26 protein-coding genes are annotated in these 25,122 nt (G+C 58.5%); 8 read left to right on the top strand and 18 right to left on the bottom strand.

Annotated features, from left to right (window positions below; all coding sequences use genetic code 11):
- Positions 1-178 precede the first annotated feature (178 nt).
- On the top strand, positions 179-1,153 hold the full coding sequence (locus QWY83_RS03810) for a quinone oxidoreductase family protein (RefSeq protein WP_249946508.1): 975 nt from the start codon (positions 179-181) through the stop codon (positions 1,151-1,153).
- Positions 1,154-1,179: 26 nt separating this feature from the next.
- Positions 1,180-1,914: an SDR family oxidoreductase gene (locus QWY83_RS03805; protein WP_249946509.1), complete on the top strand. Its 735-nt coding sequence runs from the start codon at positions 1,180-1,182 to the stop codon at positions 1,912-1,914.
- 26 nt (positions 1,915-1,940) lie between these two features.
- Here QWY83_RS03805 and glcF read toward each other — a convergent pair whose 3' ends face one another.
- The 4 genes from glcF to QWY83_RS03785 all read right to left on the bottom strand — a co-directional run bounded on the left by glcF (position 1,941) and on the right by QWY83_RS03785 (position 6,584).
- Positions 1,941-3,215, bottom strand: a complete 1,275-nt coding sequence (gene glcF, locus QWY83_RS03800; protein ID WP_249946510.1) for a glycolate oxidase subunit GlcF — start codon at positions 3,213-3,215, stop codon at positions 1,941-1,943.
- Positions 3,216-3,218: 3 nt separating this feature from the next.
- Positions 3,219-4,295, bottom strand: coding sequence for an FAD-binding protein (locus QWY83_RS03795; protein WP_249946511.1), 1,077 nt, complete (start codon positions 4,293-4,295; stop codon positions 3,219-3,221).
- Positions 4,292-5,722 carry an FAD-linked oxidase C-terminal domain-containing protein gene (locus QWY83_RS03790; RefSeq protein ID WP_249946512.1) on the bottom strand — a complete coding sequence of 477 codons (1,431 nt, stop codon included), beginning with the start codon at positions 5,720-5,722 and terminating at the stop codon, positions 4,292-4,294. Before QWY83_RS03790 ends, QWY83_RS03795 begins: the two co-directional genes overlap by 4 nt.
- 91 nt (positions 5,723-5,813) lie before the next feature.
- Positions 5,814-6,584, bottom strand: a complete 771-nt coding sequence (locus tag QWY83_RS03785; protein ID WP_245918061.1) for an IclR family transcriptional regulator — start codon at positions 6,582-6,584, stop codon at positions 5,814-5,816.
- A gap of 89 nt (positions 6,585-6,673) precedes the next feature.
- Here QWY83_RS03785 and QWY83_RS03780 point away from each other — a divergent pair, with 89 nt between their 5' ends.
- Positions 6,674-8,806: a malate synthase G gene (locus QWY83_RS03780; RefSeq protein ID WP_249946513.1), complete on the top strand. Its 2,133-nt coding sequence runs from the start codon at positions 6,674-6,676 to the stop codon at positions 8,804-8,806.
- A gap of 12 nt (positions 8,807-8,818) precedes the next feature.
- The gene (locus QWY83_RS03775) at positions 8,819-9,241 is read left to right on the top strand and encodes a GlcG/HbpS family heme-binding protein (RefSeq protein ID WP_249946514.1); all 423 of its coding nucleotides are present in this window, start codon (positions 8,819-8,821) and stop codon (positions 9,239-9,241) included.
- A gap of 56 nt (positions 9,242-9,297) precedes the next feature.
- Here QWY83_RS03775 and QWY83_RS03770 read toward each other — a convergent pair whose 3' ends face one another.
- From QWY83_RS03770 to QWY83_RS03735, 8 genes are all read right to left on the bottom strand, one after another.
- Positions 9,298-9,459 carry a hypothetical protein gene (locus tag QWY83_RS03770; RefSeq protein WP_249946515.1) on the bottom strand — a complete coding sequence of 54 codons (162 nt, stop codon included), beginning with the start codon at positions 9,457-9,459 and terminating at the stop codon, positions 9,298-9,300.
- Positions 9,460-9,463: 4 nt separating this feature from the next.
- A complete protein-coding gene (locus QWY83_RS03765) occupies positions 9,464-10,822 on the bottom strand; it encodes an amidase (RefSeq protein ID WP_249946516.1) in 1,359 nt (452 codons plus the stop codon).
- On the bottom strand, positions 10,806-12,230 hold the full coding sequence (locus QWY83_RS03760; RefSeq protein ID WP_249946517.1) for a TRAP transporter large permease: 1,425 nt from the start codon (positions 12,228-12,230) through the stop codon (positions 10,806-10,808). Before QWY83_RS03760 ends, QWY83_RS03765 begins: the two co-directional genes overlap by 17 nt.
- 59 nt (positions 12,231-12,289) lie before the next feature.
- The gene (locus QWY83_RS03755) at positions 12,290-12,859 is read right to left on the bottom strand and encodes a TRAP transporter small permease subunit (RefSeq protein ID WP_105235522.1); all 570 of its coding nucleotides are present in this window, start codon (positions 12,857-12,859) and stop codon (positions 12,290-12,292) included.
- Positions 12,860-12,926: 67 nt separating this feature from the next.
- Positions 12,927-14,066: a TRAP transporter substrate-binding protein gene (locus QWY83_RS03750; RefSeq protein ID WP_105235523.1), complete on the bottom strand. Its 1,140-nt coding sequence runs from the start codon at positions 14,064-14,066 to the stop codon at positions 12,927-12,929.
- A gap of 153 nt (positions 14,067-14,219) precedes the next feature.
- Entirely contained in the window at positions 14,220-15,182 is a 963-nt protein-coding gene (locus QWY83_RS03745) for a 2-hydroxyacid dehydrogenase (protein WP_249946518.1), read from the bottom strand.
- Between the two features lie 55 nt (positions 15,183-15,237).
- Complete coding sequence (locus tag QWY83_RS03740) at positions 15,238-16,110, bottom strand: NAD(P)-dependent oxidoreductase (protein ID WP_249946519.1); 873 nt, start codon at positions 16,108-16,110, stop codon at positions 15,238-15,240.
- 137 nt (positions 16,111-16,247) lie between these two features.
- Positions 16,248-17,123, bottom strand: a complete 876-nt coding sequence (locus tag QWY83_RS03735; protein WP_249946520.1) for an AEC family transporter — start codon at positions 17,121-17,123, stop codon at positions 16,248-16,250.
- Between the two features lie 281 nt (positions 17,124-17,404).
- On the opposite strand from QWY83_RS03735, the gene QWY83_RS03730 reads away from it, so the two are divergent.
- Both QWY83_RS03730 and QWY83_RS03725 read left to right on the top strand, forming a co-directional pair.
- Complete coding sequence (locus QWY83_RS03730) at positions 17,405-17,611, top strand: cold-shock protein (RefSeq protein WP_067549605.1); 207 nt, start codon at positions 17,405-17,407, stop codon at positions 17,609-17,611.
- A gap of 178 nt (positions 17,612-17,789) precedes the next feature.
- A complete protein-coding gene (locus QWY83_RS03725) occupies positions 17,790-18,107 on the top strand; it encodes an arginine transporter (RefSeq protein WP_105235527.1) in 318 nt (105 codons plus the stop codon).
- A 4-nt stretch (positions 18,108-18,111) separates the two neighbouring features.
- Here the strand turns inward: QWY83_RS03725 and QWY83_RS03720 are convergent, their stop codons facing one another.
- Complete coding sequence (locus QWY83_RS03720; protein WP_249946521.1) at positions 18,112-18,864, bottom strand: SDR family NAD(P)-dependent oxidoreductase; 753 nt, start codon at positions 18,862-18,864, stop codon at positions 18,112-18,114.
- An 88-nt stretch (positions 18,865-18,952) separates the two neighbouring features.
- Between QWY83_RS03720 and hisF the strand changes: the two genes are divergently transcribed.
- A complete protein-coding gene (hisF, locus tag QWY83_RS03715; RefSeq protein ID WP_067549611.1) occupies positions 18,953-19,711 on the top strand; it encodes an imidazole glycerol phosphate synthase subunit HisF in 759 nt (252 codons plus the stop codon).
- Positions 19,708-20,019, top strand: a complete 312-nt coding sequence (locus QWY83_RS03710) for a phosphoribosyl-ATP diphosphatase (RefSeq protein WP_211096447.1) — start codon at positions 19,708-19,710, stop codon at positions 20,017-20,019. Before hisF ends, QWY83_RS03710 begins: the two co-directional genes overlap by 4 nt.
- Positions 20,020-20,058: 39 nt before the next feature.
- Here QWY83_RS03710 and QWY83_RS03705 read toward each other — a convergent pair whose 3' ends face one another.
- From QWY83_RS03705 to hydA, 5 genes are read right to left on the bottom strand one after another with little or no spacing between them, the layout of a single operon-like run.
- The gene (locus QWY83_RS03705; RefSeq protein ID WP_249946522.1) at positions 20,059-21,039 is read right to left on the bottom strand and encodes an ABC transporter substrate-binding protein; all 981 of its coding nucleotides are present in this window, start codon (positions 21,037-21,039) and stop codon (positions 20,059-20,061) included.
- A 41-nt stretch (positions 21,040-21,080) separates the two neighbouring features.
- Positions 21,081-21,929, bottom strand: a complete 849-nt coding sequence (locus QWY83_RS03700; protein ID WP_249946523.1) for an ABC transporter permease — start codon at positions 21,927-21,929, stop codon at positions 21,081-21,083.
- Positions 21,926-22,873: an ABC transporter permease gene (locus QWY83_RS03695; RefSeq protein ID WP_249946524.1), complete on the bottom strand. Its 948-nt coding sequence runs from the start codon at positions 22,871-22,873 to the stop codon at positions 21,926-21,928. The genes QWY83_RS03700 and QWY83_RS03695 overlap by 4 nt, the downstream gene beginning before the upstream one ends.
- Positions 22,866-23,639: an ABC transporter ATP-binding protein gene (locus tag QWY83_RS03690; protein WP_249946525.1), complete on the bottom strand. Its 774-nt coding sequence runs from the start codon at positions 23,637-23,639 to the stop codon at positions 22,866-22,868. The genes QWY83_RS03695 and QWY83_RS03690 overlap by 8 nt, the downstream gene beginning before the upstream one ends.
- Before the next feature lie 21 nt (positions 23,640-23,660).
- On the bottom strand, positions 23,661-25,115 hold the full coding sequence (gene hydA, locus QWY83_RS03685; RefSeq protein WP_249946526.1) for a dihydropyrimidinase: 1,455 nt from the start codon (positions 25,113-25,115) through the stop codon (positions 23,661-23,663).
- Positions 25,116-25,122: the final 7 nt, after the last annotated feature.

The raw sequence follows: 25,122 nt of genomic DNA, 5'->3' as shown, positions 1-25,122 counted from the left end.
CCACGGGGCCTATGGGCGGAATGTCGTGCGAAAGCAGTGGATGGGTCGCCCTATCTGAAGGAATTTTCGGAAATCGCTGGCAATCGTGGCGGGCTGCGCCAGTTCCCTCAGGGAAATGATTGTGAACCGTTCAAACGGTCGCTAGCGTTTCCGAAAGACAGGGAGGAGGAGCCCGACGATGGATACAGTGATCAGGTTGGAGACAACTGGTGCACCCGAGGTTTTGCACGCCGTTCAAGTAGAACCAGTGGCCCCCGCAGCGGGAGAATTGCGGATCGAACATGAGGCGATTGGGATCAACTATCTCGACGTGATGCAGCGCAAGGGCACAGCGCCGTTTGCGGTTCCGAATGGGTTGGGGCTTGAGGGGGCTGGACGGGTTGTGGCGATTGGCGAAGGTGTCACGGGCTACAGCGTTGGCGATCGGATAGCCTATATTCTGGGACCTGTTGGGGCCTATGCCTCTGCCCGCAATATCCCTGCGGCGCGGGCCGTGAAAATCCCCGAGGCGCTGAGTTTTGAGGACGCGGCGGCGATTTTGTTCAAGGGGATCACGGCGGAATATCTGCTGACCGCCACAGGCGAAGTCAAAGCGGGCGATACGATCCTCGTTTTCGGGGCTGCGGGCGGCGTGGGTCAGATCCTGACCGCATTGGCCAAGGAAATCGGCGCGACGGTGATCGGCGTTGTGTCTTGTGCGCATAGTGTTGAATCGGCAAAGGCCGCGGGCTGTGATCTGGTGTTGATCTGGGGCACAGATAACATCGTTGAAGAGGTGAGCGCATTTACCAAGGGCGCGAAGGTTCAGGTGGTTTATGACGGCGTGGGGCGTGCAACGTTTGACACGTCCATCGACTGCCTCGCCCCGCGTGGGTTGATGGTGTCGATGGGGGCATCCTCTGGCGCGCCTGCTGCGGTCGAAATGTCGACGCTGAACACCAAGGGATCGCTGTTCATCACCCGCCCGACTATTGCCAACCATGCGGTCGACGAGGCCGAATATCGCATGCGGGCTAAGGCCGTCTTCGATGCGGCAGAGCGCGGTGTGATCAAGCCGAACGTCTGGCGTCGGTTCCCACTGGCGCAGGCCGCAGAGGCTCATGCCGCCATCGAAGCAGGCGGTGTAACGGGCGCAGTGTTGCTGACGGTGTAATGGGGGCTGACTTGGGCGATAACACGATGAAAACAATCATGATCACAGGGGCCGGGAGCGGCATCGGACGGGCCACGGCGCGTCATTTTCTGGAAAACGGCTGGCGGGTGGCTCTGGTCGGTCGCCGCGCGGAAACGCTGACCGAGACGGCACAGGGGCATGAGAACGCGCTCGTCCTGCCGTTCGACGTGACCGTGCCGAGCGAGGTCAATGCGGGCTTTGCCACGCTGCGCGACACCTGGGGGCGGCTCGATGTGTTGTTCAACAATGCAGGCGTCGGCGTTCCTGCGGCGCATATCGACGAGATCAAGGTCGAAGATTGGCTTAACCTGTCGAACATCAATATCACGGGCATGTTCCTCTGTGCCCGTGCGGCCTATGGGATGATGCGGCATCAGTCGCCGCAGGGCGGACGGATCATCAACAACGGGTCGATCTCTGCCCATGCTCCACGGGTGGGATCGGTGCCCTACACCATGTCGAAACACGCGGTGACGGGGCTGACAAAGACGCTGAGCCTCGATGGGCGGCAGTTCAACATTGCTTGCGGTCAGATCGACATCGGCAATGCGCTGACCGAAATGGCTGCACCGATGACCAAGGGCATTGCGCAGGCGGATGGGTCAATCAAGGTCGAACCGACGATGGACGTGGCTCAAGTCGCGACGAGCGTGATGTATATGGCGGGACTGCCGCTAGAGACGAACGTTCAGTTCATGACCATCATGGCGACCGCGATGCCGTTCATCGGACGCGGGTAAACGGGCAAAAAGGCCAGAGTAGTCCCCTACTCTGGCTTTGGTCCGCCGTAGGCCCAGTCGAGCAATTGAACCGTGTGGAACACGGGCACGTTTGCGCCTGACCCGATCTGGGTCATACAGCCAATGTTGCCTGCTACGATCACGTCGGGTTTGGTGTCGTTGATCGTTGCCAGCTTGCGGGCCTTGAGTTCATTCGCGATTTCCGGCTGCAAGAGGTTGTAGGTGCCTGCAGAACCACAGCAGAGGTGGGAATCCTTGGGCGTTGCCACGTCGAAACCTGCGCGGGTCAAGAGCGCCTTTGGCGCGTCTTTGACCTTTTGGCCGTGCTGGAGCGAACAGGCCGCGTGGTAGGTCACGCGCATGTTCTGTTTTGGCTGTTCGGGCAGGTCCAGCGTGGCGAGGAATTCGGTAATATCGCGGCAGATGCCTGACACTCGCGCGGCATCTTCGGCCAGATCGGTGTTGCGGAAAGTGTGGCCGTAGTCCTTGACCGTGGTGCCGCATCCCGACGTGTTGATGATGATCGCATCGAGCCCTTTGCCATCCATCTCACGCGCCCATGTCTGGATGTTCTGACGGGCAAAGCTGTGGCTCTCGGACTCGCGGCCCATGTGGTGGACGATGGCACCGCAGCAACCTTCGCCCTCTGGAATGACCACTTCGACGCCGAGGCGGGTCAGAAGGCGGATGGTGGCGGCGTTGATCTCTGAATCGAGCGCCTTTTGCGCACAGCCTGTCATCAGGGCCACGCGTTTCCGAGCCGCGCCTTGGGCCGCGTGGGTTTGCGGGCGGTCGTGGTCAGCGGGCGGCACGATACGGTCTGGGGCCAGCGCGAGCATGGCGCGTAGACGTGGGTCAGGCATAAGCGGGCCGAGGATGCGACCGATACGAGCCGCACGCAGTACGAGGCGGAACCGCGACGGGTATGGAATGATCCGCGCCAGCGTCCAACGCAGCACCCGATCAAAGAGCGGGCGCTTATAGGTCGCCTCAATATGGCTACGAGCATGGTCCAAGAGATGCGCGTAATGCACCCCCGACGGGCAAGTCGTCATGCAAGCCAGACAGCCGAGACAACGGTCGATGTGTTTGACCGTTTCCGCATCCGCAGGACGGTTGTTTTCCAGCATATCCTTGATCAGGTAGATGCGCCCACGGGGGCTATCCATTTCGTCGCCAAGGATTTGATAGGTCGGACAGGTCGCCGTGCAGAACCCGCAGTGGACGCAGGACCGCAGGATTTCGTTGGACCGCGCGATGGCGGGAATGGCGAGCTGTTCTGCTGTGAATTCAGTTTTCATGGATCACCCGTTGAACAACCCGCGTGGGTCGTAGGCTTTTTGCAATGCAGTGGTCAGTTGGGCAACGCCGTCAGCGGCGGGTTCGAGCGCGGGCGCATCCCCTGCCCCGCGCAGACGCGTGGCGTGTCCGTGTAGCCCGCCGAGGGCAGAACGCAGGTCAAAGCCGTTATCCGTGCTCGCCCAGAGGAGCGCACCGCCCCAATCCAAGGTCACATCTACGCCCATGCCCATCAGCCGCTCAGCCGCTTTCGCGCCGTTGCTGGCCCGCAGGGACACGCGCCAAATGTCGCGATCTGTGGTGGCCGCAAAACGCGCGTCGCGCAGATCGTCCCATGGGTTTTCATCGACGAGGGTCAGACCCGGTAGGAGGCCCGCGAGCTGGTCGGCGCGATAGCTGACGGAGTCGTTAAACCCTTCGACCCGAAGGAGAATACGGCCCTGATGCCATGCGGCACCGTTGACTTCGAACGGGGAACCGAGCGCTTTGGACAAGCCCGCAACCGCTGCGATGGGTGATGGTTCGGCCAGTGCCATAGTGGCGGTGCGTTCGGGCAGTGGCAGCACCTTGAGCGAGATTTCGGTCATCACGCCAAGTTTCCCACGCGCCCCGCAATGAAGGCGTGCAATGTCATAGCCCGTCACGTTTTTCATCACGCGGCCACCGTTTTTCACGATGCGTCCGCTGCCATCGACAAACCGCAGGCCCAAGAGCATATCGCGGGCCGATCCCGCCTGAACGCGGCGCGGACCGCAGTGGTTCAGCGCGATCATCCCGCCGAGTGTTGGTTCGCCTGTGGTGCCCAGAACCGCGCGGTGATCCATTGGCTCAAATGGCAGACGCTGGCCGTTATCCGCCAAGAGCGCGTTGATCTCTGCCATTGTGGTCCCTGCCCCAGCCACGAGGGTCAGCGCACCAGGTTCATAAAGGCGGACGCCCGATAGCCCAGCGGTCGAAAGACGCTGATGGCCCGCAGGCGTATGGCGCGTGCCGCCGCCGACGATGTCGAACGGCCCAATGGCAGACGCGATAATGTCGGACAGTTCGTCTTCGGTCGTCGGGGTGAATGTGGTTTGGGTCATGCGCGGCGGGCCTCTGACGCATCAAGCGGGAATACTTTGGCCGCGTTCAAGAGCCATTTCGGGTCGAACACATCCTTAACGATCATCTGCGCCTCTAGGTCTTGGGCGTTGAATTGCGCGTGCATGAGGTCGCGTTTTTCGATGCCAACGCCATGTTCGCCCGTGAGGCAGCCGCCGACCTCAATGCAGAGGCGGAGGATATCAGCCCCCATCGCTTCGCACCGTTCGAGATCACCAGGTTTATTCGCATCAAAGAGGATCAGCGGGTGCATATTGCCGTCGCCCGCGTGGAAAACGTTCGCAACGCCGAGGCCGTATTCCTTGGAAAGTTCGCCGATCCGTTCGAGGACGTAGGGCAGTTCAGACACAGGGATCGTGCCGTCGAGACACATGTAGTCATTGATCTGCCCCATCGCGCCAAAGGCCGATTTACGGCCTAACCAGATGCGGGCGGATTCATCGGCAGAACGGCTTTCGCGGATTTCGTCGGGGTTATGGCGTTCGGCAATCTCGCGGATCAGGGCAAGTTGGTGATCGATTTCGCGGTCAGAACCCTCTACCTCGATGATCAAAAGCGCCTCGCAATCGGGGTAGCCCGCTTTGGCGAAAGCTTCGCAGGCTTCAATGCATGGGCGGTCCATGAATTCGATGGCAACAGGGACGATGCCCGCCTGAATGGTGTCGGACACGCAAGCGCCCGCGACGGCGGAGGATCCGAAGGCCACCATGACAGGGCGTGCGCCTTCGGGTTTGGGCAGGATGCGCAGCGTGGCTTCGGTCACGATACCCAACTGGCCTTCGGCACCGCAGACCACGGGCAGAAGGTCGATATCGCCTGCATCCATATGAGCACCACCGAGGTCGATGATCGTGCCGTCCATCAGCACCATCCGCAGGCCCAAGAGGTTGTTAACCGTCACCCCGTATTTGAGGCAATGCGCCCCGCCAGAGTTCATACCGATGTTGCCAGAGATCGCACAGGCGAGCTGGGACGATGGATCGGGGGCGTAGAACCAGCCGTCCTCTTCGATTGCGGCGGTGACAGAGAGGTTCGTGCGGCCAGTTTGGATGCGCATGATGCGGTCGTCATAATCGACTTCGAGCACATCCGTCAGACGGGCAACGCCGACAACAACAGCGTCCGCCGTCGGCAGCGACCCACCCGCGAGTGAGGTGCCAGCGCCGCGTGGAACGACAGGGATGCCACGGTCATGGCAGAGTTTCAGGACGGCGGCGACCTCTTCGGTGTTGCAGGGCAGAACCACGGCGAGGGGCGTGCAGCGATAGGCAGTGAGTGCGTCACATTCGTAGGCACGCAGGCCAATCACGTCCTCAATCACGCGGTCCGCAGGCACCACGGATTTGAGCGCGGCTATATGATCTGCGCGGCGCGACAAAATCTCTGCGCTTGGAATTGGCATGTCCATCGGTTCGTCCTCCCTGACTTAACAATAGGCCGAAACGCGGAAAGACCAACGCAATTTTTCCAGTTTTTCCATCTAGTGGAAAAATGGACGATTAAGCGGTTCCGCGCAGCGATTCTGTCAATGATTGTGCCATATCGCGGATGCGAACGCCGACTTCGCTGATGCGATCAGGGGAAAGGCGCGAAGAGAGTGCAGAGACGGAAATCGCGCAGACTGCATCCTCTGCCCGCGACAAAACCACCGCCGCAACGCAGCGCAAACCAGCGGCGTGTTCTTCGTCATCGACGGCATATCCGACCTCGCGGATGTGGCGGATTTCGGTCATCAATGTGTCGAGGTTTCGGTGCGACCGAGGGGTCATTGGGTGGAACCCTGCCCGCTCTGCAAAGCGTTCGATTTGATTGTCTGACCACGTCGCCAAAATGGCCTTACCCATGCCCGAACAAAAGGCCGGAACGCGCCCGCCTGTGGGGGAAATGGCGCGGACGATTTCGCGGCTTTCTACTTGAGAAATCGTAACAATTTGCTCTCCGTCAAGCACGCCGAGGTTCGCGGTTTCGCGTGTCTCGTCCCGCAGTTTTCGCAGGTAGGGCAAGGCGGGGGTTACGAAGTTATATTTCTGCACATAGGCCGATCCGACAGAGTAGGCCTCGCGCCCGATGTGCCAGAGCGCACGCTCTGGATCGAAGTAGGCAAAGTTGTCGATTTCGAGTGTGGTCAACAGACGGTGGGTGGTGGACACAGCGAGGCCCGCACCCTTGGCAAGATCGCTGACGCGGTGACCTTCATCTGACGCCGCAAGGGCCTTGAGCAGGGTCATGGCCCGCTGCACCGATTGAACTGATCCGACTTTCTGTTTCATCGACATTTTCCGCATCGTGAAAAACTATTTCGTCGATGGTTAACACCCCGCCTGCCCTCGGTCTACATTTTTAAAAAATGGAGGCCGCTATGACTTATGTAAAACGCTCTGAACTTGAGGTGTCTGCTGATCTGGCGGCTCTCATTGAAAACGAAATCCTGCTTGGCATTGATGCTGATGCATTTTGGGATGGGTATTCCGCCCTTCTCAAGGACCTCGTGCCTGTGAACCGCGCGTTGATTGAAAAGCGTGAGGATCTGCAAGCGCAGATCGATGCGTGGTATAAGGCGCAGAAGGGCAAGGACTTTGACGTCGAAGAGGCGAACGCGTTCCTGCGCGAGATCGGCTATCTTCAGCCCGCGCCTGCCCCGTTCGAGATCAAGGTTGAAAACGTTGACCCAGAGATCGCAAGCATTGCGGGTCCGCAGCTGGTTGTGCCTGTGATGAATGCGCGCTTTGCGCTGAACGCGGCGAACGCACGTTGGGGGTCGCTCTACGATGCGCTCTACGGCACCGATGCGATCGAAGGAAAGCCTGCGGGCAAAGGCTATGACGCTGAGCGCGGCGCAAAGGTTGTTGCCTGGGCGCGTACGCATCTAGATGAGGTCGCACCGCTGGCCAATGGGTCGTGGGCGGATGTTGAGGCGCTGGACGCGGGTGAGGCTCTGTCGATCACCGTTGGTGGCGCTGCGACCACGCTGAAAGATGCGAGCCAATACGCGGGCTACCGTGCGAACGGCGATGTGATGCTGCGCGTCAACGGCCTGCTGATCGAGATTAAGATCGACCGCGAGAGCGCAATTGGCGCGACCGATCCTGCTGGCATTTCGGATATCCGTCTGGAAAGCGCACTGACCGCTATTCAGGACTGCGAGGACTCTGTCGCTGCAGTGGACGCTGAGGACAAATGCGTTGTCTATGCGAACTGGCTGGGCTTAATGAAAGGCACGCTGGAAGAGAGCTTTGACAAGGGCGGTAAGGTCATGACCCGTCGTCTGAACGATGACGTGACCTATACGGCGCCGAATGGTGAGGCCGTCACCCACCCTGGTCGTGCGCTGATGCTGGTGCGCAACGTGGGTCACCTGATGACCAACAACGCAGTTCTGATGAACGGCGAAGAAACCCCCGAGGGCATCATGGACGCGGTGATCACCGTGGCCTGCGCGATGCACGATCTGGCTAAAACCGACGGGATGCGGAACTCGCGCAGCGGGTCTGTTTACGTCGTGAAGCCAAAGATGCATGGCCCCGAAGAGGTTGCCTTTGCCAACACGCTCTATGGTCGGGTTGAGGACATGCTCGGCCTGCCGCGCGATACCGTAAAGCTCGGCATCATGGACGAAGAGCGCCGCACCTCGGCGAACCTCGCGGCCTGTATCAACGCGGTTAAGACGCGCTGCGTGTTCATCAACACCGGCTTCCTCGACCGTACGGGCGATGAGATCCACACGATGATGCAGGCGGGCCCTGTGATCCCGCGCGGTGAAATGGCGGGGAGCTCGTGGCTCGGTGCCTATGAGAACGGCAACGTGGACACAGGTCTGGCGGCTGGCCTCACAGGTCAAGCGCAGATCGGCAAAGGCATGTGGGCGCGTCCGGACGATATGGCGGATATGCTCAAGGCGAAAATCGGCCATCCGAAGGCGGGTGCAAACACCGCTTGGGTCCCCTCTCCCACCGCTGCGACCCTGCACGCGACGCATTACCACCATGTGAATGTGTCCGAGGTTCAAAACCAGCTGCGGTCGCGTGACCATGCCTCGCAGAACGCGCTGCTGACACCGCCTGTCATGATCGGCCGCAATGTGTCGGACGAGGATGTGACCCGCGAGTTGGACAACGCCTGCCAGTCCATTCTGGGCTATGTGGTGCGTTGGGTTGATCAGGGCATCGGCTGTTCCAAAGTGCCAGACATCGACGATGTGGCACTGATGGAAGACCGTGCGACACTGCGGATTTCGTCGCAATACCTCGCCAACTGGATCGAGCATGGCATCTGCACCGTCGATCAGGTCGAAGCGGCGTTCCGCCGTATGGCACCGAAGGTAGACGCGCAGAACGCAGGCGATCCGGCATACAAACCAATGGCACCGTCGTTCGATGGCGAGGCGTTCAATGCGGCGCGTGCGCTGGTGCTCGAAGGCATTTCGCAGCCATCGGGCTACACTGAGCCGCTGCTGTATAAGGCGCGCCTGCGCGTCAAAGCTGCTGCGAAGTGATCGGAGAACGTCATGCAAATCATTAAGCGACTAGACCTGAACGACGCGCGCATCCTCCTTGAGGGTGCGCGGGCCAAAGCGACTGAAATCGGCGTGCCGATGTGCATCGCGATCACAGACGAAGGCGGCAATCTGGTGGCTTTTGAACGGATGGACGGCGGCAAGGTCACGTCGATCACTATCGCCATCGACAAGAGCTTTACAGCGTCTGCGGCGAAAAAGGCGACGCATGATTACGGCGCGATCAGCCAACCCGGTGGTCCGACCTATGGCATCGACTCTGCAATCGGGGGTCGTTTGATGGTCGTCGGTGGCGGTCTGCCCGTCATCGTAGACGGGGACGTTGTGGGCGGCATTGGCGTGTCGTCAGGCACCCCAGCCCAAGACCGTGAGGTCGCACAGGCGGGCATTGATCACTTCCTCGCCACGCTCTGAGGTCAGATAGTTAAACGAAAACGGGCGGCTCTAGGGCCGCCCGTTTTTATCTGTGCTTAGCTCTTTTTGGCAAAGCAGGTGGTGTAGAGGTCCCAAAGGCCCAGTGCCACCGTGATTGCAATCACTGAGACCAAGTCAACGCGCGGGACATGGATCACAAGGATCGACAAGAAGGCGATGACCACCAAAAACGCAAATACAGCAATCGTATTGTTCATAGTCTCAGTTCCCTGTTTCGAGTGTTTCTATATGTGAGTTGAGCCATTTGGCTGTCCGCAAGAGCCGCGCATCATCATTGCGACGACCAACAAGCTGGACCCCCATTGGCATTCCGTTTTCCGCGACAAAGAGCGGGATCGTGACGCTGGGCATCCCTGCCAAGGTCCAAAGCCCGTTAAAGATCGGGTTACCTGTGTCCTCTAACCCTTCGGGCGCAGGGCCGAGGGCGGCAGGACAGATAATCGCGTCCGCGCGGTTAAAGATCGCCTCGAACCCAGCGTTCAACACCTCGCGCCAATCCAGCGCAGAGATGTAGTCGCGGGCCATGACGTCTTTGCCCTTGTCGATGGCGGTGCGGAGTTTGTCCGACAGTTGATCCCGCCCACGGGCCTCCAAGTGGTAGTAACATTTTGCCATTTCAGCGAAGTTGATCAGCTCGCGGGTTTTTGCGGCTTGGCTCAGTTCGGGCAGCGGGGCATCAATGCATTTGTCGCCCAAGAGGTCGACCAGTTCTTCGATGGCGGCGGTCATTTGCGGATCGGCCTGATCCCATCCGGGTATACGGGCCAAGGCAAAGTCAGGCAGCACGGGTGGTTTCGACATCGCCACGTCGAGCATCCGTGGCATTGGAACTGGGGATGTTGCGCGGTCGAGAGGGTCATGACCTGCGATGACCTCGGTCAAGAGAGCGCAATCTTCGACGGTGCGGGCAAAGACGCCGACTGTGTCGAGGTGTGGCGATTGCGGCAGGATACCTGTGCGCGGGATGAGGCCAAAGGTGGGTTTGAACCCAACGATCCCGCAGAACGATGCGGGCCGAATGACAGAGCCGCCCGTTTGCGTACCGATGGCAAAGGGCACCATGCCCGCCGCGACTGCAGCCGCAGAGCCAGAGGACGAGCCACCGGGGGTGTGATCGGGGTTATGCGGGTTCCGGGTTTTGCCCGCGTGCATGAACGCGGCCTCAGTCGTGACCGTTTTGCCCAAGATGATCGCACCCGCAGCCCGCAGGCGTGCGACGATCCAAGCATCCTCGGACGGGACACGACCCGCGTCGATGGGGGTTCCGTTTTCGGTCGGGATGCCTTTGGTGTCGATGATGTCTTTGAGACCAACAGGTAGCCCGTGAAGCGGACCCAAGGGACGTCCCATTTGCCGCCATTGATCCAGACGCTGCGCCTGTTGAATGGCGTGATCGCCATCGAGCCACGCCCAAGCACCAACCTGCGGTTCATATTCGGCAATGCGGTCAAGGTAGGCCTCGACCACATCGACGGCCGTGAATTCACCCGAAGCGAGGCGGTCGCGCAAAGCGACCGCCCCCAAACCGAGTATGGCCTGTGTCTTAGCGCTGCGGACCATAGACGGCATCCGGTAGGCTAAAGACAATCTGCGGGAAGGTGTACATGAGTAACATGGCTATCACGACCATACCGCAATACGGCAGCACGCCCTTGAAGATCTCGAGCAGTTTGACCTGCGGCGGTGCGATACCTTTGAGGTAGTACGCACTCATCGCCATTGGTGGGGTCAAGAAGCTGGTCTGAAGGTTCAGCGCCACGAGCACACCAAAGAACAGCGGATCAATCCCGAACATCGGCAGAAGCGGCAGGAAGATTGGCACGAAAATGATGATGATTTCGGACCATTCCAGCGGCCAGCCGAGAAGGAATATGATCAACTGAGCGATGATCAGGAACTGGATCGGTGTCAGATCGAGGTGGGTCACAAACTCTGCGATCACCTGTTCACCGCCCAAGTAGCTGAAGACAGCCGAGAACACATAAGAACCAACGAACAGCCAGCACACCATCGCGGTGGTGCGGACAGTCAGATAGACGCTTTCGCGCAGACGATCAAAGGTCATTGCACGGTAGGCAATCGCCAGAACCATACCACCCAGCGCACCGATAGAGGCTGCCTCGGTCGGGGTTGCCAGACCAAAGAGGATGGAACCAAGAACCGAGAGGATAAGGATCGCAAGCGGCAGGAAGCTGGTGGCCAGCATCCAGAGCATTTTGCCCGTCGGAACCTCGGGCAGTTCTTCTTTGGTCGGTTTCGGCGCGAGTTTCGGGTTCAGGATCGACCGCACAACGATGTAAGTGATGTAGAGGCCAACCAGCACGAGACCCGGCAGCAGAGCCGCAGCGTAGAGGCGTACGATCGAAACGCCCGACGATGCTGCGTAAACGATCAGCATGATCGACGGCGGGATCAGAATACCCAGCGTACCGCCCGCACAGATGATACCAGCCGCAAAGCTGTGATCGTAGCGCATCTTAAGCATCTGCGGCAGCGCCAAGAGGCCCATCAGGGTCACAACCGCGCCCACGATACCCGTTGCGGTCGCAAAGAGCGCACAAGTGATAAGAGCCGCCACGCCGAGCGAACCTGGGATGTTGCGCGATGCGAGTGCAAGCGTGCTGAACAGCTTATCAACGATGTTCGCACGTTCCACGATGTAGCCCATAAAGAGGAACAGCGGGATCGCCGTGAGAACTTCGTTTGATATGACTGAGTAGGTTTGGTTGATGAAGAGGTCGAAGATACGGTTGTTATAGAACCCCTCTAGCCACAGAGAGGTCGAGTCCCACCAACCAGCGTCTTCTGTCAGTCGGTTAAAGCTGCGCCACATGCGGGCAGCGTCAAAATAGGCGTAGTAGCCAAAGCCTAGGCCAATCGCCATGAGCGTATAGGCAATCGGGAAGCCCAAAAACACGCAGGCAATAAAGATGCCCAGCATGGTAAGAGCGATTTGCGGATCGGTCACGGTGTGAACTCCAGTAATAGGACGGCAGATGAGTAGGTCTCAGCCAGATGGGGACCTGATTATTTGCCCTCAGATGCCTGTTTCATAAGTAGGGTTTCGGTTTCCTCTACGTCCGACGCCATCGGGGGCCACTTGCCCTCTTTGATGCAGATGATGCAGCGGAACACTTGCGCGATACCTTGGATCAAGAGCAAAAGGCCTGCCGCAACGATCACAGTTTTGAACTGATAGATTGGAATGCCTGCGGGGCTGTTCACCGAAACCTCAGTGTAGCTCCACGACCGGCTTGCGTATTTCCAGCCCGAAAAGATGAGCGCGAGGATACCGGGGAAGAAGAACAGGATGTAGAGTGTCAGGTCGACAATCGCCTGAGTCCGTTCCCGCCACAGCCGGTAGAGGAAGTCGCCGCGCACGTGCCCGCCACGCGACAGGGTGTAGGCGCCGCCCATCATGAACAACGTCCCATACATGATAAAGCTGATGTCCAGCGACCACGGTGTGGGGCTGTTCAACAGATACCGAACGAAGACCTCGTAGCTCATGCCAAGGGTCATCAGGATGATCAGCCATCCAAAAGCCTTGCCGAACCACGCAGATACAGTATCGGCAAATCGGATATATTTTAGCATTCGTAACTCCAGTCCGGACCAATCCTAGGTGAAAAAGGCGCGGTCCCCCGCGCCTTTTTGCTGATGATCAGAGCTTCAGCTTACCCGGGAAATAGTGGTCATATGCGAGGCCGAGGTCAGGTGCGTTCATCAGTTCGTAGTACGCAACTTTTTCGGTCCAAGCACGCTGGCTTTCCATGACACGTGCGTTGAACTCATCCGTTTCCAGATCAGCAATCAGCGTGTCCCAAGCGGCCAACTGACCCGCGAGAATTTCTTTGGACGTACGGTGGACGGTGACGCCCTCGTCCGACTGAAGTTCTGCGAGGTCTTTCGAATATTCGCGCATCGCCAGAGCGGTGTTCGAGGTCGAAGACGCTTCAACTGCGTGCTTGAGGATCGCCTGCAGGTCTTCTGGCAGGTCTTCCATGAAGTCTTTGTTGAAGAGGAATTCGAACGATTCCGACGCCTGGTGATAGGACGACAGGTAGTAGTTCTTAGCAACGTCCTGTGCGCCGAAACGACGGTCCGACGACGGGTTGTTGAATTCGAACGCGTCGATCACGCCACGCTCCATTGCGGGAACGATTTCACCGCCCGGAAGCTGTGCAACAGACATACCCATGCTCTGCAGAAGGTCAGCCGCCAGACCCACAGTACGGTATTTAAAGCCGTTGAGGTCTTCGACGGTGTTCACTTCCTGTTTGAACCAGCCAAACGGCTGTGCAGGCATCGGCATACCCATCATACCGATGACGTTCAGGCCGAGGATATCTTGGGTCAGTTCGCGATACAGCTCTGCGCCGCCACCCTGATAGAACCAGGCCTGCATTGTTGTAGCAGAGCCACCGAAAACAGGGCCGGTGCCGAAGAACGACGCCGCTTTGGATTTGCCGTACCAGTACACAGGCACAGTGTGCGCAGCGTCGAGAACGCCGTCATGCACAGCGTCCATCACCTGGAACGCGGCAACAACTGCGCCTGCGGGCAGAAGGTCGATCTTAATGCGGCCACCGGACATAGCCTCAACGCGGTCAACGTATTCGCGCGCGAAATCCATCCAGATGTCCGACGCAGACCAAGATGTCTGCATTTTCATCACGATCGGAGATTGGGCCAATACCGGCGGAGCCGCCAGAACGGTTGCGGCAGCAGCCGAACCACCTAGGGCACCGGTACGAATAAAGGAACGGCGCGACAAACGCGCAGTGTCAGTTTTCTTAGTCATTGATGTCCTCCCAGACGATTTCGGACACATCATGTGTCGTTAATCTATCTCATACGGTAGAAGGCCTTTCATCAAAATCAAGCAAATAAATTTATCTTTTCCACCAGATGGAAATCAAAATGAAAAAGAAAAAATTATCCTTTATTTTTAATATTATGCCACGCGGTCATGGGGCTCTTCGCCCTTGAAATAAGCGTCCAGATTGTCGAGTGCACGATAGCCCATGGCATCCCGTGTCTCTTCGGTTGCCGAGCCAATATGCGGCAACATGAATATATTCTGCAAGGCAGCGAGCTTTGGGTTTCCGCCCGGCTCTGTTTGGAAAACATCCAACCCTGCCGCGAACAATTTACCTGACGTCAAAGCGTCAATGAGAGCGGTTTCATCAACCAATGCGCCCCGCGCCGTGTTCACCAGAATCGCCCGATCAGGCAAAAGCGCAAGGGTTTTGGCGTTGATGATTCCAGCGTTTTCGGCCGTGGATGGGCAATGGAGGCTCAACACATCCGAACAGGCGAGAAGGCCTTCGAGGGTGTCGTGATAGATCGCGCCTTTTTCAAGGTGTTCGGGCAAACGGCGACGGTTGTGGTAATGGATTTCCATTCCAAACCCGCGCGCCCGTTCAGCGGTGACTTGGCCGACCCGCCCCATGCCCAGAACGCCAAACCGTTTGGAGGTCACCTGACGCCCGACCATGAAGGCAGGCGACCAGAAATTCCATTGACCAGAGCGCACCATCGCGTCCCCTTCGGCCCCGCGCCGCGCAGCGCCGAGCATGCAGAGCATCGCGATTTCAGCAGTCGCATCCGACAGCACATCAGGGGTGTTTGTGACGACAATCCCCGCCGCTTTGGCAGCAGTAAGGTCAACGTGATCAGTGCCGACCGAATGGTTGGCGATGATCTTTAGCCCCGCGCCGATCTCAGCGATTACATCGGCGCTGAAAAGTTCGGAATGGCAGGGCAGTACGGCGTCAACAGTGCGGCAAGCCGCGATCAGTTCATCGCGGGTGAACAGACGGTCCGCGGGGTTAAAGGTCACGTCATAGTCACGCGCCGCGCGCGCCTCCACGTCGGGCCGTAGTTTACGCGTAATCAGCAATTTCGGCTTGGTCACGGTCGTCTCCTTCGTGGGGCGCGGCGGTTCGTTTCGTTACATGGGACGCGAGGGATTACCCCGCCGCACGAAGACGTTTGATGAGCGATGACGTATCCCAACGTCCGCCGCCCATCTTTTGAACGTCCTTATAAAATTGATCGACCAGCGCAGTGACAGGCAGGCTTGCCCCTGTTTCATCTGCGGTCGATAGACAAATACCCAGGTCCTTGCGCATCCAATCCACGGCAAAGCCATGTTCGAAATGGTCGTCGATCATAGTTTGATAGCGGTTCGACATTTGCCAGCTGCCCGCAGCGCCTTGGCTGATCACTTCGACCACGGATGCACCGTCGAGGCCTGCTTTTTCCGCGAAATGCAGCGCCTCTGACAGACCCTGAACGAGGCCCGCGATGGCGATCTGGTTGCACATCTTGGTCATTTGACCCGCTCCAGAGTCGCCGATGCGACGGCAGATGCGCGCGTAAGAGGCAATCACAGGTTCAGCTGTGTCATATTGCTCCTGAACACCGCCGCACATGACCGACAGCACGCCATTTTCGGCACCCGCCTGTCCACCCGAAACGGGCGCGTCCACAAACCCGAGACCGAGCGCCTCAGCCGCGGCGAACAGTTCGCGTGTCACAGCGGCAGACACGGTGGTGTGGTCGACAAAAATCGCGCCCTTTGACATGCCCGCAAAGGCACCGTCAGCGCCTGTGCAGACGCCGCGCAAATCGTCATCGTTTCCAACGCAGGCGAATACAATGTCCGCACCCTCAGCCGCTTCACGTGGGGTGGCTGCCATCGCGCCGCCGTGCTGGGCGACCCATTTTTCGGCCTTGGCCGCGGTGCGGTTATAGACGGTGACGTCATGCCCCTTGGCCTGCAAATGGCCCGCCATCGGGTAACCCATCACGCCAAGCCCTAAAAATGCTACCTTTGTCATCGACATCCTCCCTCATTCGAATTCTTGGAATTGGTGAATAGTTAGGTCTAATTTTGCAAGCACAAAACTTTTTGCATTTGCGGCGGTTCGGGCGTCATTTCTGATCGCCCTCCACCGCCGGATTTTCGGCCCCATCGTCACATCAAGGCCAGCCATAGCCCGAGGGGCAAAACGATCAGACTGCCGAAATGACCTGTGACGACCATCGAGGCGACCTTGTTCGGCTCTGCATCGTATTTGTCGGCGAGCATGTAGTTGAACACAGCGGACGGCAGACAGGCAAACAGGATCAGCGCGCCGCGTTCGATCCCTTCGAGCGGAATGAACAACAGTATGATGTAGCAAGCAAACATCCGCGCCAGCGTGGTCAGTGCGGTGCCGCGCACGCCTACACCGACATCGCTGATTGCACTGGTGGACAGCCGCGCACCGAGTGACAAAAGCATCGTCGGCACAAGGATATTCCCGATCATCGTCAGCGGTGTATCGACCCATTTCGGGAAGGTCAGGCCAAGCTGTGAAACGGCTATTCCCGCAACCGTCGCCCAGACCAGAGGATTGGTGAACACGATCCGCCAATGAGTTCGGCCACTCATCACGCCTGCGCCGAGTGTGAAATGGAGGATGTTCGATAGGACGAGCAAAACCACCGCAATCGGCAGTCCTTCAGGCCCAAAGGCGAGCACGATCAAAGGAATGCCAACGGGTCCGACATTGCCGAACATGACGCAGGGCAAAAGGGAACGCCAATTCGCACCCGAGAACCGAGCGAAGGGGTAGGCCAACAAACCACTGGCGAGGATGAGCAGCACAGAGGCCATTGCAAACATCGCCGCTGACAGCGGATCGAAGTCTTTATTCGAGAGCGACGTGAAAATTAAAACGGGTAGCGCGATATCGACGATCATGCGGTTAATGCCAGACAAATCGGGCTTTACCGCACGGCTGTAAACAAATCCGACCGAGATGATTATGAAGATGGGCAGGACTACTTCGAGAATTTGGAAAATCATGTGTCCCACATTTCTTTAGACCGCTCACTTTGGTTTCATAAGGCAGCGGACTTTCATTTGCAGTCAAGGCGCCAACTTGGCTGAACTAGAGCGGGCAAACGGTCGGGCAAGGATGCCCCGCCACGGTGGTCCCCGTTTTCGTTTGCGTAAAGGCGGACACTCTGCTAGAAGGCGTATGCAATCTGAATTTCGACACTGTTCCTTACCCGGCCCAGCTATTCGACGTTGAGCTGCCGGCGGCGTCGCGTTTTGCGGGCGCCTTAACATAAAGGAACTACACCATGGCTAATGGTACCGTAAAATGGTTTAACTCGACCAAAGGCTTCGGCTTCATTGAAGTTGAAGGCGCACGTAACGACGTTTTCGTTCACATCTCTGCTGTTGAGCGCGCTGGCCTGACCGGTCTGAAAGACGGTCAAGCGGTTACTTTCGACATCGAATCCGGCCGTGACGGTCGCGAGTCGGCTTCGAACCTCGCTCTGGCATAATCGCCGATCGAATATGTCCTTCGGGACCGGAACAGGGCGCAGTTTTGCGCCCTGTTTTCGTTTGAGCCTTATGCCGCGTGGACATTCGGCCCCCTCTCTGGCACTCTGCACCTGAGAGGCAAATCAGCCCAACAAAGCCCACGTTGATGGGTGGGGCGTTTAATCGGCAGAGGTTTTTATGGTCCGTTTTGTGATGGCCGGCATGGCTTGTTTGGCACTGATGTCCTGTGGTGGTGGACGATCGGGCGCGTCTGGCGATATTTCGAAGGCTTGTATGTCGAGCCACCGCACCGCTGCGAACCCTGCGCTCTGTTCCTGCATCCAGCGGGCGGCGAACCAGACCCTACGCGGGTCGGATCAGACCCGCGCGGCGGAACTCTTCGGCGATCCGCAAAAAGCTCAAGATACGCGCCAATCCGACAACCCCGCGACCGAGGCGTTTTGGCTGCGCTACAAGAACTTCGCTCAGACCGCCGAAACCATGTGCCGCGCGTGATCGATTAAATCGATCCCGCATCCACAACGTAGTTCGTCGCCGTGCACATCTTTGCGTCGTCAGAGGCAAGGAACAGCACCATGCGTGCAACGTAGATCGGATCGATCAGATCGGGCAGGCACTGGCGTTCTTTGTGTTTCGCGATGCCTTCGGGCGTGACCCAAAGCTGTTTCTGCCGTTCGGTCATAATCCAACCCGGAACCACGGTGTTCACACGGATGCGATGCGGGCCGAGGTCACGCGCCATGCCACGGGTCATACCGTGCACAGCGGCCTTTGCAGTGGTGTAAGAGGGCATACCGCCTGCGGCTTCCCACCAGCTGTTTGACCCCATGTTGATGATCGACCCGCCCCCTTTAGAGATCATGCCGTCGGCAACGGCTTGGATCGCAAAGAACATATGGCGCAGGTTGGTCGCTTGACGCTGGTCCCAGTATTCAGGCGTTACATCGCGCCAATCGTGACGGTCATCGCGGGCGGCGTTGTTGACCAGAACGTCCGCATAGCCGACCTCGTTCTCAAGCGCGGCAAAGGCCACGCGGAGGGCCTCGATATCCGTCAGGTCCGCAGCTGCAAAGGTCAGATCACCGTCGACTTCGTCCATCAGTTTAACGGCCGCGTCCTCATCGATGTCGATAAAGCCGACCTGCGCTCCTTGGGCTGCAAAAGCCCGCACAATATCCGCACCAATGCCTGACGCACCGCCTGTGACGAAAACGACTTTGTCTTTTAGGCTCGGGTAGTTTGCGAATGTCATTCGTATTCTCCTTATTTGTGCGGACCATTTCACACCACGGCGCAAACGACAACTTGCCCGTTGCGCCCTGCCCGCGTAAGGAAAGGTCATGCTAAAGACCCGTATCATTCCCTGCCTAGATGTCGCTGATGGCCGCGTGGTCAAGGGCGTCAATTTCGTTGACCTGATCGACGCCGGTGATCCCGTCGAAGCCGCAAAGGCCTATGACGCCGCAGGTGCGGACGAACTGTGTTTCCTCGATATTCATGCGACCCATGAAAACCGTGGCACGATGTTCGATCTGGTGACCCGCACAGCAGAGGCCTGTTTCATGCCCCTCACGGTGGGTGGCGGCGTTCGGACGCACAATGACGTTCGGGCGCTTTTGTTGGCCGGTGCGGATAAGGTGTCGTTCAATTCGGCGGCTGTTGCGGACCCTGATGTGCTGACGGACGCGGCGATGCGGTTCGGGTCGCAGTGCATCGTTTGTGCGATTGACGCGAAAACCGTTGAACCTGGCCGTTGGGAAATTTTCACCCACGGCGGACGTAAGCCCACGGGCATTGATGCGGTCGAGTTTGCAATCACCGCGATGGAGAAAGGCGCAGGGGAAATCCTGCTGACCTCAATGGATCGCGACGGGACCAAGGCGGGCTTTAACTTGCCCCTGACCAAAGCCATTTCGGACGCGGTGGATATTCCTGTGATCGCTTCGGGCGGTGTGGGGAACCTTGATCACCTTGTTGAGGGTGTGACCAAGGGTGGTGCGTCGGCTGTTCTCGCGGCGTCGATTTTCCACTTTGGCACCTACACAATCGGTGAGGCCAAAGAACACATGGCCGCTGCCGGCATTCCAGTGAGGCTCTGATGTCGCTCTACGATCTCGATAAAACCATCCAGTCACGCAAAGGCGCGGACCCAGAGAGCTCTTGGACGGCAAAGCTGTTCTCCAAAGGCCCTGAAAAATGCGCTGAAAAGTTTGGCGAAGAAGCCGTTGAGGCGATCATCGAAGCGGTCAAAGGCGACCGTGAAAAGCTGATCGGGGAAGCGGCAGATAGCCTCTATCACCTGCTGGTGATGTGTGCGGCCCGCGATGTGACGCTCGCTGATATTGAGGCAGAGCTGGACAAACGCACGTCGCAGTCTGGCATCGCCGAAAAGGCGTCACGCGGATAAAAAGTCGGGCAGGAGATCACTCTCCTGCCCGTTTACTTTTTACTGAAGCGCTGCGTCGGTGATCGCATGGGTCCATGCGCCCGACGGTTCAACGGTGATCACAGGATCAGAGCCGCCAGCCAGTAGGGTCGCAACGGTGCGTTCATAGTCCGCAACATCTAGTGCGCCATTCGAACCAGCGGTCAGTTTCGCAACTTCACCCATCATATAGATCTGGTGCTCTTCGGTCTGCGCGCCTGTCTCGTCGTTGTCGAGAACGATCATGGCTGCGTCTTCTGGGTTCTCTTCAGCCCATTTCCAGCCCTGCATCGATGCACGCACAAAGCGGACCATTTTGTCAGCGAAGGCCGGGTCATTGAGGTTCTCTTCGAGGACATAGAGACCATCCTCGAGGGTTGCGACGCCCACGTCTTCGTATTTGAAGGTGACGAGTTCGTCGGGAGAAACGCCAGCCTCAAGCACCTGACCGAATTCGTTGTAGGTCATGGTAGAGATACAGTCGGCCTGACGCTGCAAGAGCGGGTCAACGTTAAAGCCCTGCTTCAGGACCGTAACGCCACCTTCGCCGCCATCGGTGGAGATACCCTCTTGGCTCATCCACGACAGGAACGGATATTCATTGCCGTAGAACCAAACGCCGATGGTGTGACCAGGGAAGTCGGCGGGGCCCGTGATGCCGCTGTCTTTCCAGCAGGTCAGCATGAGGCCCGAGGATTTATAAGGTTGTGCGATGTTGACGATCGGCAGGCCTTTTTCGCGCGCAGCCAATGCCGACGGCAACCAGTCGATCATCACGTCAGCGCCGCCACCAGCGAGCACCTGACCCGGTGCGATGTCGGGGCCACCAGCGAGGATCGTCACGTCCAGCCCTTCGGCCTCGTAAAAGCCTTGGTCCAGCGCGACGTAGTAGCCTGCGAACTGGGCTTGGGTGACCCACTTCAACTGAAGCGTCACATCGTCTGCAAAGGCTGTGGTGGCGGTGCAAAGGGCGGCCACGGCGCCGATCATATAGGTCTTCATTGGGTTACTCCTTGTTGGTGGTGATCCGACTTTTGCGCCGGTTAGTGTTTTCGTTGCGATGGATGCCAGAAGGTCACCCATTGCTCGATCTTGGCGACCAGCCCGTAGAACAGGCTGCCCGCAATTGCCGCGACAACGATCTCTGCCCAGACCATATCAAGGGCCAACTGACCGACCGATGTCGAAATTCTAAACCCCATCCCCAAAACAGGTGAGCCGAAAAATTCGGCTACAATCGCGCCGATTAGCGCCAGCGATGTCGCAATTTTGAGCCCGTTGAAAACAAAAGGCATGGCGGCGGGGATGCGGAGTTTCAAAAGCGTTTGCGCGTAGGACGCGCCGTACGTGCGCATCAGGTCGCGCTGCATGGTAGAGGTATCGCGCAGACCCGCGACCGTGTTCACCAGCATAGGAAAGAACACCATAACAACGACGACCGCGGCCTTGGACTGCCAATCAAAGCCGAACCACATCACGAGGATCGGCGCGGTGCCCACAATCGGCAAGGCCGCGACAAAGTTCCCGACGGGCAAGAGGCCACGGCGCAGAAAATCGTAGCGATCCACGATAATCGCCACGAGGAAGGCCGCGCCACAGCCGATCACATAGCCGCTGAACGCACCTTTGACGAAAGTTTGGAAAAAGTCTGCCCAGAGGATCGCGAGGTTTGCGCCAAAGGCGGATGCGATGGCGGTGGGCGCTGGCAGGATCACGGCAGAGATGTTCAGGCCCGTGACCAAAAGCTCCCAGATGATCAACACGGTTGCGCCGAAAATCAGTGGCACACCAATTTGCGCGGCAGAGGTTTTGGCGGCGCGACCGTTGGCAATCACAGCGTTCAGGCCCCAGCCCATAGCCCAGATCAGAGCGGCAAAGAGGACGTAGATCATGCCTGCACTCCCATCCGTTTGAGGGTGCGGGCCTCAACCCAGCCGATCAACGCGACCAAGAGTGCTGCCATGCCAGCGGCAAAGAACAGTGCCGCCCAGATTTGTTCGGTCTGGCCGTAATACGACCCGCCCAGCATGCGCGCACCAAGCCCGCCGCGCTGCACAGGCAGTTCGCCAACGATAGCCCCGACGAGCGATGCCGCGATGCCGACCTTGAGCGAGGTAAAAAGATAAGGCACCGAGGACGGCAGGCGGAGTTTCCAGAAGGTAGCACCTTGGCCCGCGTTATAGGTGTGGAGGAGGTCCAACTGCATCGCATCGGGGCTACGCAGACCTTTGACCATGCCGACAACGACAGGGAAGAAGGACAGATAGGCGCTGATCACGGCCTTGGGGATCAGGCCTTGGATGCCAAAGGAATAAAGCACCACGATAATCATCGGCGCCAGTGCCACAATCGGGATCGTCTGGCTGACAATCGCCCAAGGCATGACCGACATATCCATGGTTTTGCTGTGCACGATGCCAACCGCGAGCAGCACGCCGAGGCCCGCACCGATGGCAAAACCAACGACGGTGGCCGAGAGTGTGACCCAGCCGTGATAAATCAGCGACTTATTCGACAGGCTGCCAGAGTTCACGATGCCACGGCGACCATAGACCTCTTCGGTCCATGTGCTGTCCCAAAGCTCTGCCACGATCTGATGTGGCGCGGGCAGACGGGCGCGTTCGACTGACCAGCTCCCAGCTAGGGTCTCGGTGTTTTGCAGCATGAGGGAAAACCGTCCGACCTCTGCGCGGGCGCGGGCGTTGTCGGGGGTCACTACGGCCCCTGCCCGTTCGGCAGCGGTGAGCGTTTCCTGCACGTTCATCGGGATACAGGCGACATACCAGAGCGCCATGATCGCGAGGACGACAGTCAGGATGGGGCCAACCTTAGTCATCAATATGCCCCGCACGCAGGCCTTCGCGGACGCGGTGGGCGATTTCGATGAACTCTGCGCTGTCCCGAATATCCAAGGGACGTTCGCGCGGCAGGGTGCTTTCGATCACATCGGTGATCCGACCCGGACGGGGCGACATCACGACGATCTTGGTCGAGAGATAGACAGCCTCTGGGATGGAGTGGGTCACGAAGCCGATGGTTTTCTCCGTGCGCGCCCAGAGTTTCAAAAGCTCTTCGTTCAGTTTGTCGCGGACGATTTCGTCGAGTGCGCCAAAGGGTTCGTCCATCAGCAAAATGTCGGCATCAAAAGCCAGAGCACGGGCAATCGACGCCCGCTGTTGCATCCCGCCAGAAAGCTGCCACGGGAATTTCTTTTCGAACCCTGTGAGGTCCACAAGATCGAGCGTCTTTTTCACCCGCTCGGATTGCTCCTCTTTGGAAAAGCCCATGATCTCTAGCGGCAGACGGATGTTGCCGCCGATTGTGCGCCACGGATACAGACCTGCCGCCTGAAACACGTAGCCATAGGCCCGCGCCTTGCGAGCCTCGTCGGGGGTCATGCCGTTGACCGAAAGCGTGCCGCCCGTGGGATGTTCCAGCCCCGCGATGCAGCGCAGGAACGTCGTTTTACCGCAGCCAGAAGGCCCGATGAATGAAACGAAATCGCCTTTCTCAATGGTGAGGTTGACGTCGCGAAGGGCATGAACGGGCCCGTCGTTGGTCTGAAAGGTAAGGTTGAGGCCTTGGGCTTCGATGACACTCATCAGGTCTTCTTCTTTCTTCTCTTAAACGCCCGTTGCCGGGATGCCGCTGCGTTCGACAGGACGCGGTGCGGTCAGTTCTTTCCACGTGGACAGGGCCTTGTTCACGGCGGTGTTTGGACCGCGTTTCACGAACTCGCCATGACCCTCTTGGGTGCGGATTTCACCATCATGGATGGCCACATGCCCGCGGGTCAAAGTGAAACGTGGGAGACCCTTAACCGTCTGTCCTTCGAACACGTTATAATCGATTGCCGACTGTTGCGAAGAGGCCGAGATGGTCTTTTCTTTCTCTGGATCCCAGACAACGAGGTCCGCATCGGCACCCACGAGAACCGCGCCTTTTTTCGGGTAGCAGTTCAGAATTTTCGCGATGTTGGTTGAGGTTACAGCGACAAATTCATTTGGCGTCAGGCGACCTGTATTGACACCGTGGGTCCAGAGCATCGGCATACGATCTTCGAGCCCCCCTGTGCCGTTCGGGATCTTGGTAAAGTCACCGACGCCATAGCGTTTCTGATCCGTGGTAAAGGCGCAGTGGTCCGTTGCCACGACCGAAAGCGACCCAGATTGCAGGCCTGCCCAGAGGCTGTCCTGATGTTTCTTATTGCGGAACGGCGGGGACATGACGCGGCGTGCGGCGTGGTCCCAATCGGGGTTAAAGTATTCGCTTTCGTCCAAGGTCAGGTGCTGGATCAGCGGTTCACCCCAGACCCGTTTGCCGTTCATGCGTGCACGGCGGATGGCCTCGTGGGCTTCTTCGCAGGAGGTGTGCACGACATAAAGAGGCACGCACGCCATATCGGCGATCATGATCGCGCGGTTGGTGGCTTCGCCTTCGACCTGAGACGGGCGGGAATAGGCGTGGGCCTCGGGGCCTGTGTTGCCTTCACGCAAAAGCTTGGCCGAGAGTTCGGCGACAACGTCCCCGTTTTCAGCGTGCACCATCGCGATGCCGCCCAGTTCGGCGAGACGCTGGAACGAGGCATACATTTCATCATCGTTCACCATCAACGCGCCCTTATAGGCCATGAAGTGTTTGAACGTGTTGATGCCGCGATCACGGATCACGGATTCCATTTCGTTAAAGACCTGTTCGCCCCACCATGTGACCGCCATGTGGAACGAATAGTCACAGTTCGCGCGGGTCGATTTGTTGTCCCACATTTGCAGGGCATCATGGAGACCCTGCCCCGGTGATGGCAGCGCAAAGTCGACGACCATCGTCGTGCCGCCCGCTAGCGCCGCACGCGTGCCGCTTTCGAAATCGTCCGAGGAATAGGTGCCCATGAACGGCATTTCGAGGTGGGTATGGGGGTCGATGCCACCCGGCATGACGTAGCACCCCGTAGCATCCAGTTCCTTATCGCCCTTGAGCCCTTGCCCGATTGCGGTGATGACGCCGCCCTCGATCTGGACGTCGGCCTTGTAGGTGAGGTCGGCGGTGACGATGGTGCCGTTTTTGATGACTGTGGTCATGGTCTGA

It is taken from the genome of Marivivens donghaensis, assembly GCF_030410045.1.
Lineage (GTDB): Bacteria > Pseudomonadota > Alphaproteobacteria > Rhodobacterales > Rhodobacteraceae > Marivivens > Marivivens donghaensis.
Note: the sequence above shows the minus strand (reverse complement) of the source record. Positions and strands in the feature narration are given on the sequence as shown.

Excerpts from the sequence above, each read along its gene's own strand:
- QWY83_RS03810 (WP_249946508.1), top strand. The coding sequence starts at position 179 with ATGGATACAGTGATCAGGTTGGAGACAACTGGTGCACCCGAGGTTTTG.
- QWY83_RS03805 (WP_249946509.1), top strand. The coding sequence starts at position 1,180 with ATGAAAACAATCATGATCACAGGGGCCGGGAGCGGCATCGGACGGGCC.
- glcF (WP_249946510.1), bottom strand. The coding sequence starts at position 3,215 with ATGAAAACTGAATTCACAGCAGAACAGCTCGCCATTCCCGCCATCGCG.
- QWY83_RS03795 (WP_249946511.1), bottom strand. The coding sequence starts at position 4,295 with ATGACCCAAACCACATTCACCCCGACGACCGAAGACGAACTGTCCGAC.
- QWY83_RS03790 (WP_249946512.1), bottom strand. The coding sequence starts at position 5,722 with ATGGACATGCCAATTCCAAGCGCAGAGATTTTGTCGCGCCGCGCAGAT.
- QWY83_RS03785 (WP_245918061.1), bottom strand. The coding sequence starts at position 6,584 with ATGAAACAGAAAGTCGGATCAGTTCAATCGGTGCAGCGGGCCATGACC.
- QWY83_RS03780 (WP_249946513.1), top strand. The coding sequence starts at position 6,674 with ATGACTTATGTAAAACGCTCTGAACTTGAGGTGTCTGCTGATCTGGCG.
- QWY83_RS03775 (WP_249946514.1), top strand. The coding sequence starts at position 8,819 with ATGCAAATCATTAAGCGACTAGACCTGAACGACGCGCGCATCCTCCTT.
- QWY83_RS03770 (WP_249946515.1), bottom strand. The coding sequence starts at position 9,459 with ATGAACAATACGATTGCTGTATTTGCGTTTTTGGTGGTCATCGCCTTC.
- QWY83_RS03765 (WP_249946516.1), bottom strand. The coding sequence starts at position 10,822 with ATGGTCCGCAGCGCTAAGACACAGGCCATACTCGGTTTGGGGGCGGTC.
- QWY83_RS03755 (WP_105235522.1), bottom strand. The coding sequence starts at position 12,859 with ATGCTAAAATATATCCGATTTGCCGATACTGTATCTGCGTGGTTCGGC.
- QWY83_RS03750 (WP_105235523.1), bottom strand. The coding sequence starts at position 14,066 with ATGACTAAGAAAACTGACACTGCGCGTTTGTCGCGCCGTTCCTTTATT.
- QWY83_RS03740 (WP_249946519.1), bottom strand. The coding sequence starts at position 16,110 with ATGACAAAGGTAGCATTTTTAGGGCTTGGCGTGATGGGTTACCCGATG.
- QWY83_RS03735 (WP_249946520.1), bottom strand. The coding sequence starts at position 17,123 with ATGATTTTCCAAATTCTCGAAGTAGTCCTGCCCATCTTCATAATCATC.
- QWY83_RS03730 (WP_067549605.1), top strand. The coding sequence starts at position 17,405 with ATGGCTAATGGTACCGTAAAATGGTTTAACTCGACCAAAGGCTTCGGC.
- QWY83_RS03725 (WP_105235527.1), top strand. The coding sequence starts at position 17,790 with ATGGTCCGTTTTGTGATGGCCGGCATGGCTTGTTTGGCACTGATGTCC.
- QWY83_RS03720 (WP_249946521.1), bottom strand. The coding sequence starts at position 18,864 with ATGACATTCGCAAACTACCCGAGCCTAAAAGACAAAGTCGTTTTCGTC.
- hisF (WP_067549611.1), top strand. The coding sequence starts at position 18,953 with ATGCTAAAGACCCGTATCATTCCCTGCCTAGATGTCGCTGATGGCCGC.
- QWY83_RS03705 (WP_249946522.1), bottom strand. The coding sequence starts at position 21,039 with ATGAAGACCTATATGATCGGCGCCGTGGCCGCCCTTTGCACCGCCACC.
- QWY83_RS03700 (WP_249946523.1), bottom strand. The coding sequence starts at position 21,929 with ATGATCTACGTCCTCTTTGCCGCTCTGATCTGGGCTATGGGCTGGGGC.
- QWY83_RS03695 (WP_249946524.1), bottom strand. The coding sequence starts at position 22,873 with ATGACTAAGGTTGGCCCCATCCTGACTGTCGTCCTCGCGATCATGGCG.
- QWY83_RS03690 (WP_249946525.1), bottom strand. The coding sequence starts at position 23,639 with ATGAGTGTCATCGAAGCCCAAGGCCTCAACCTTACCTTTCAGACCAAC.
- hydA (WP_249946526.1), bottom strand. The coding sequence starts at position 25,115 with ATGACCACAGTCATCAAAAACGGCACCATCGTCACCGCCGACCTCACC.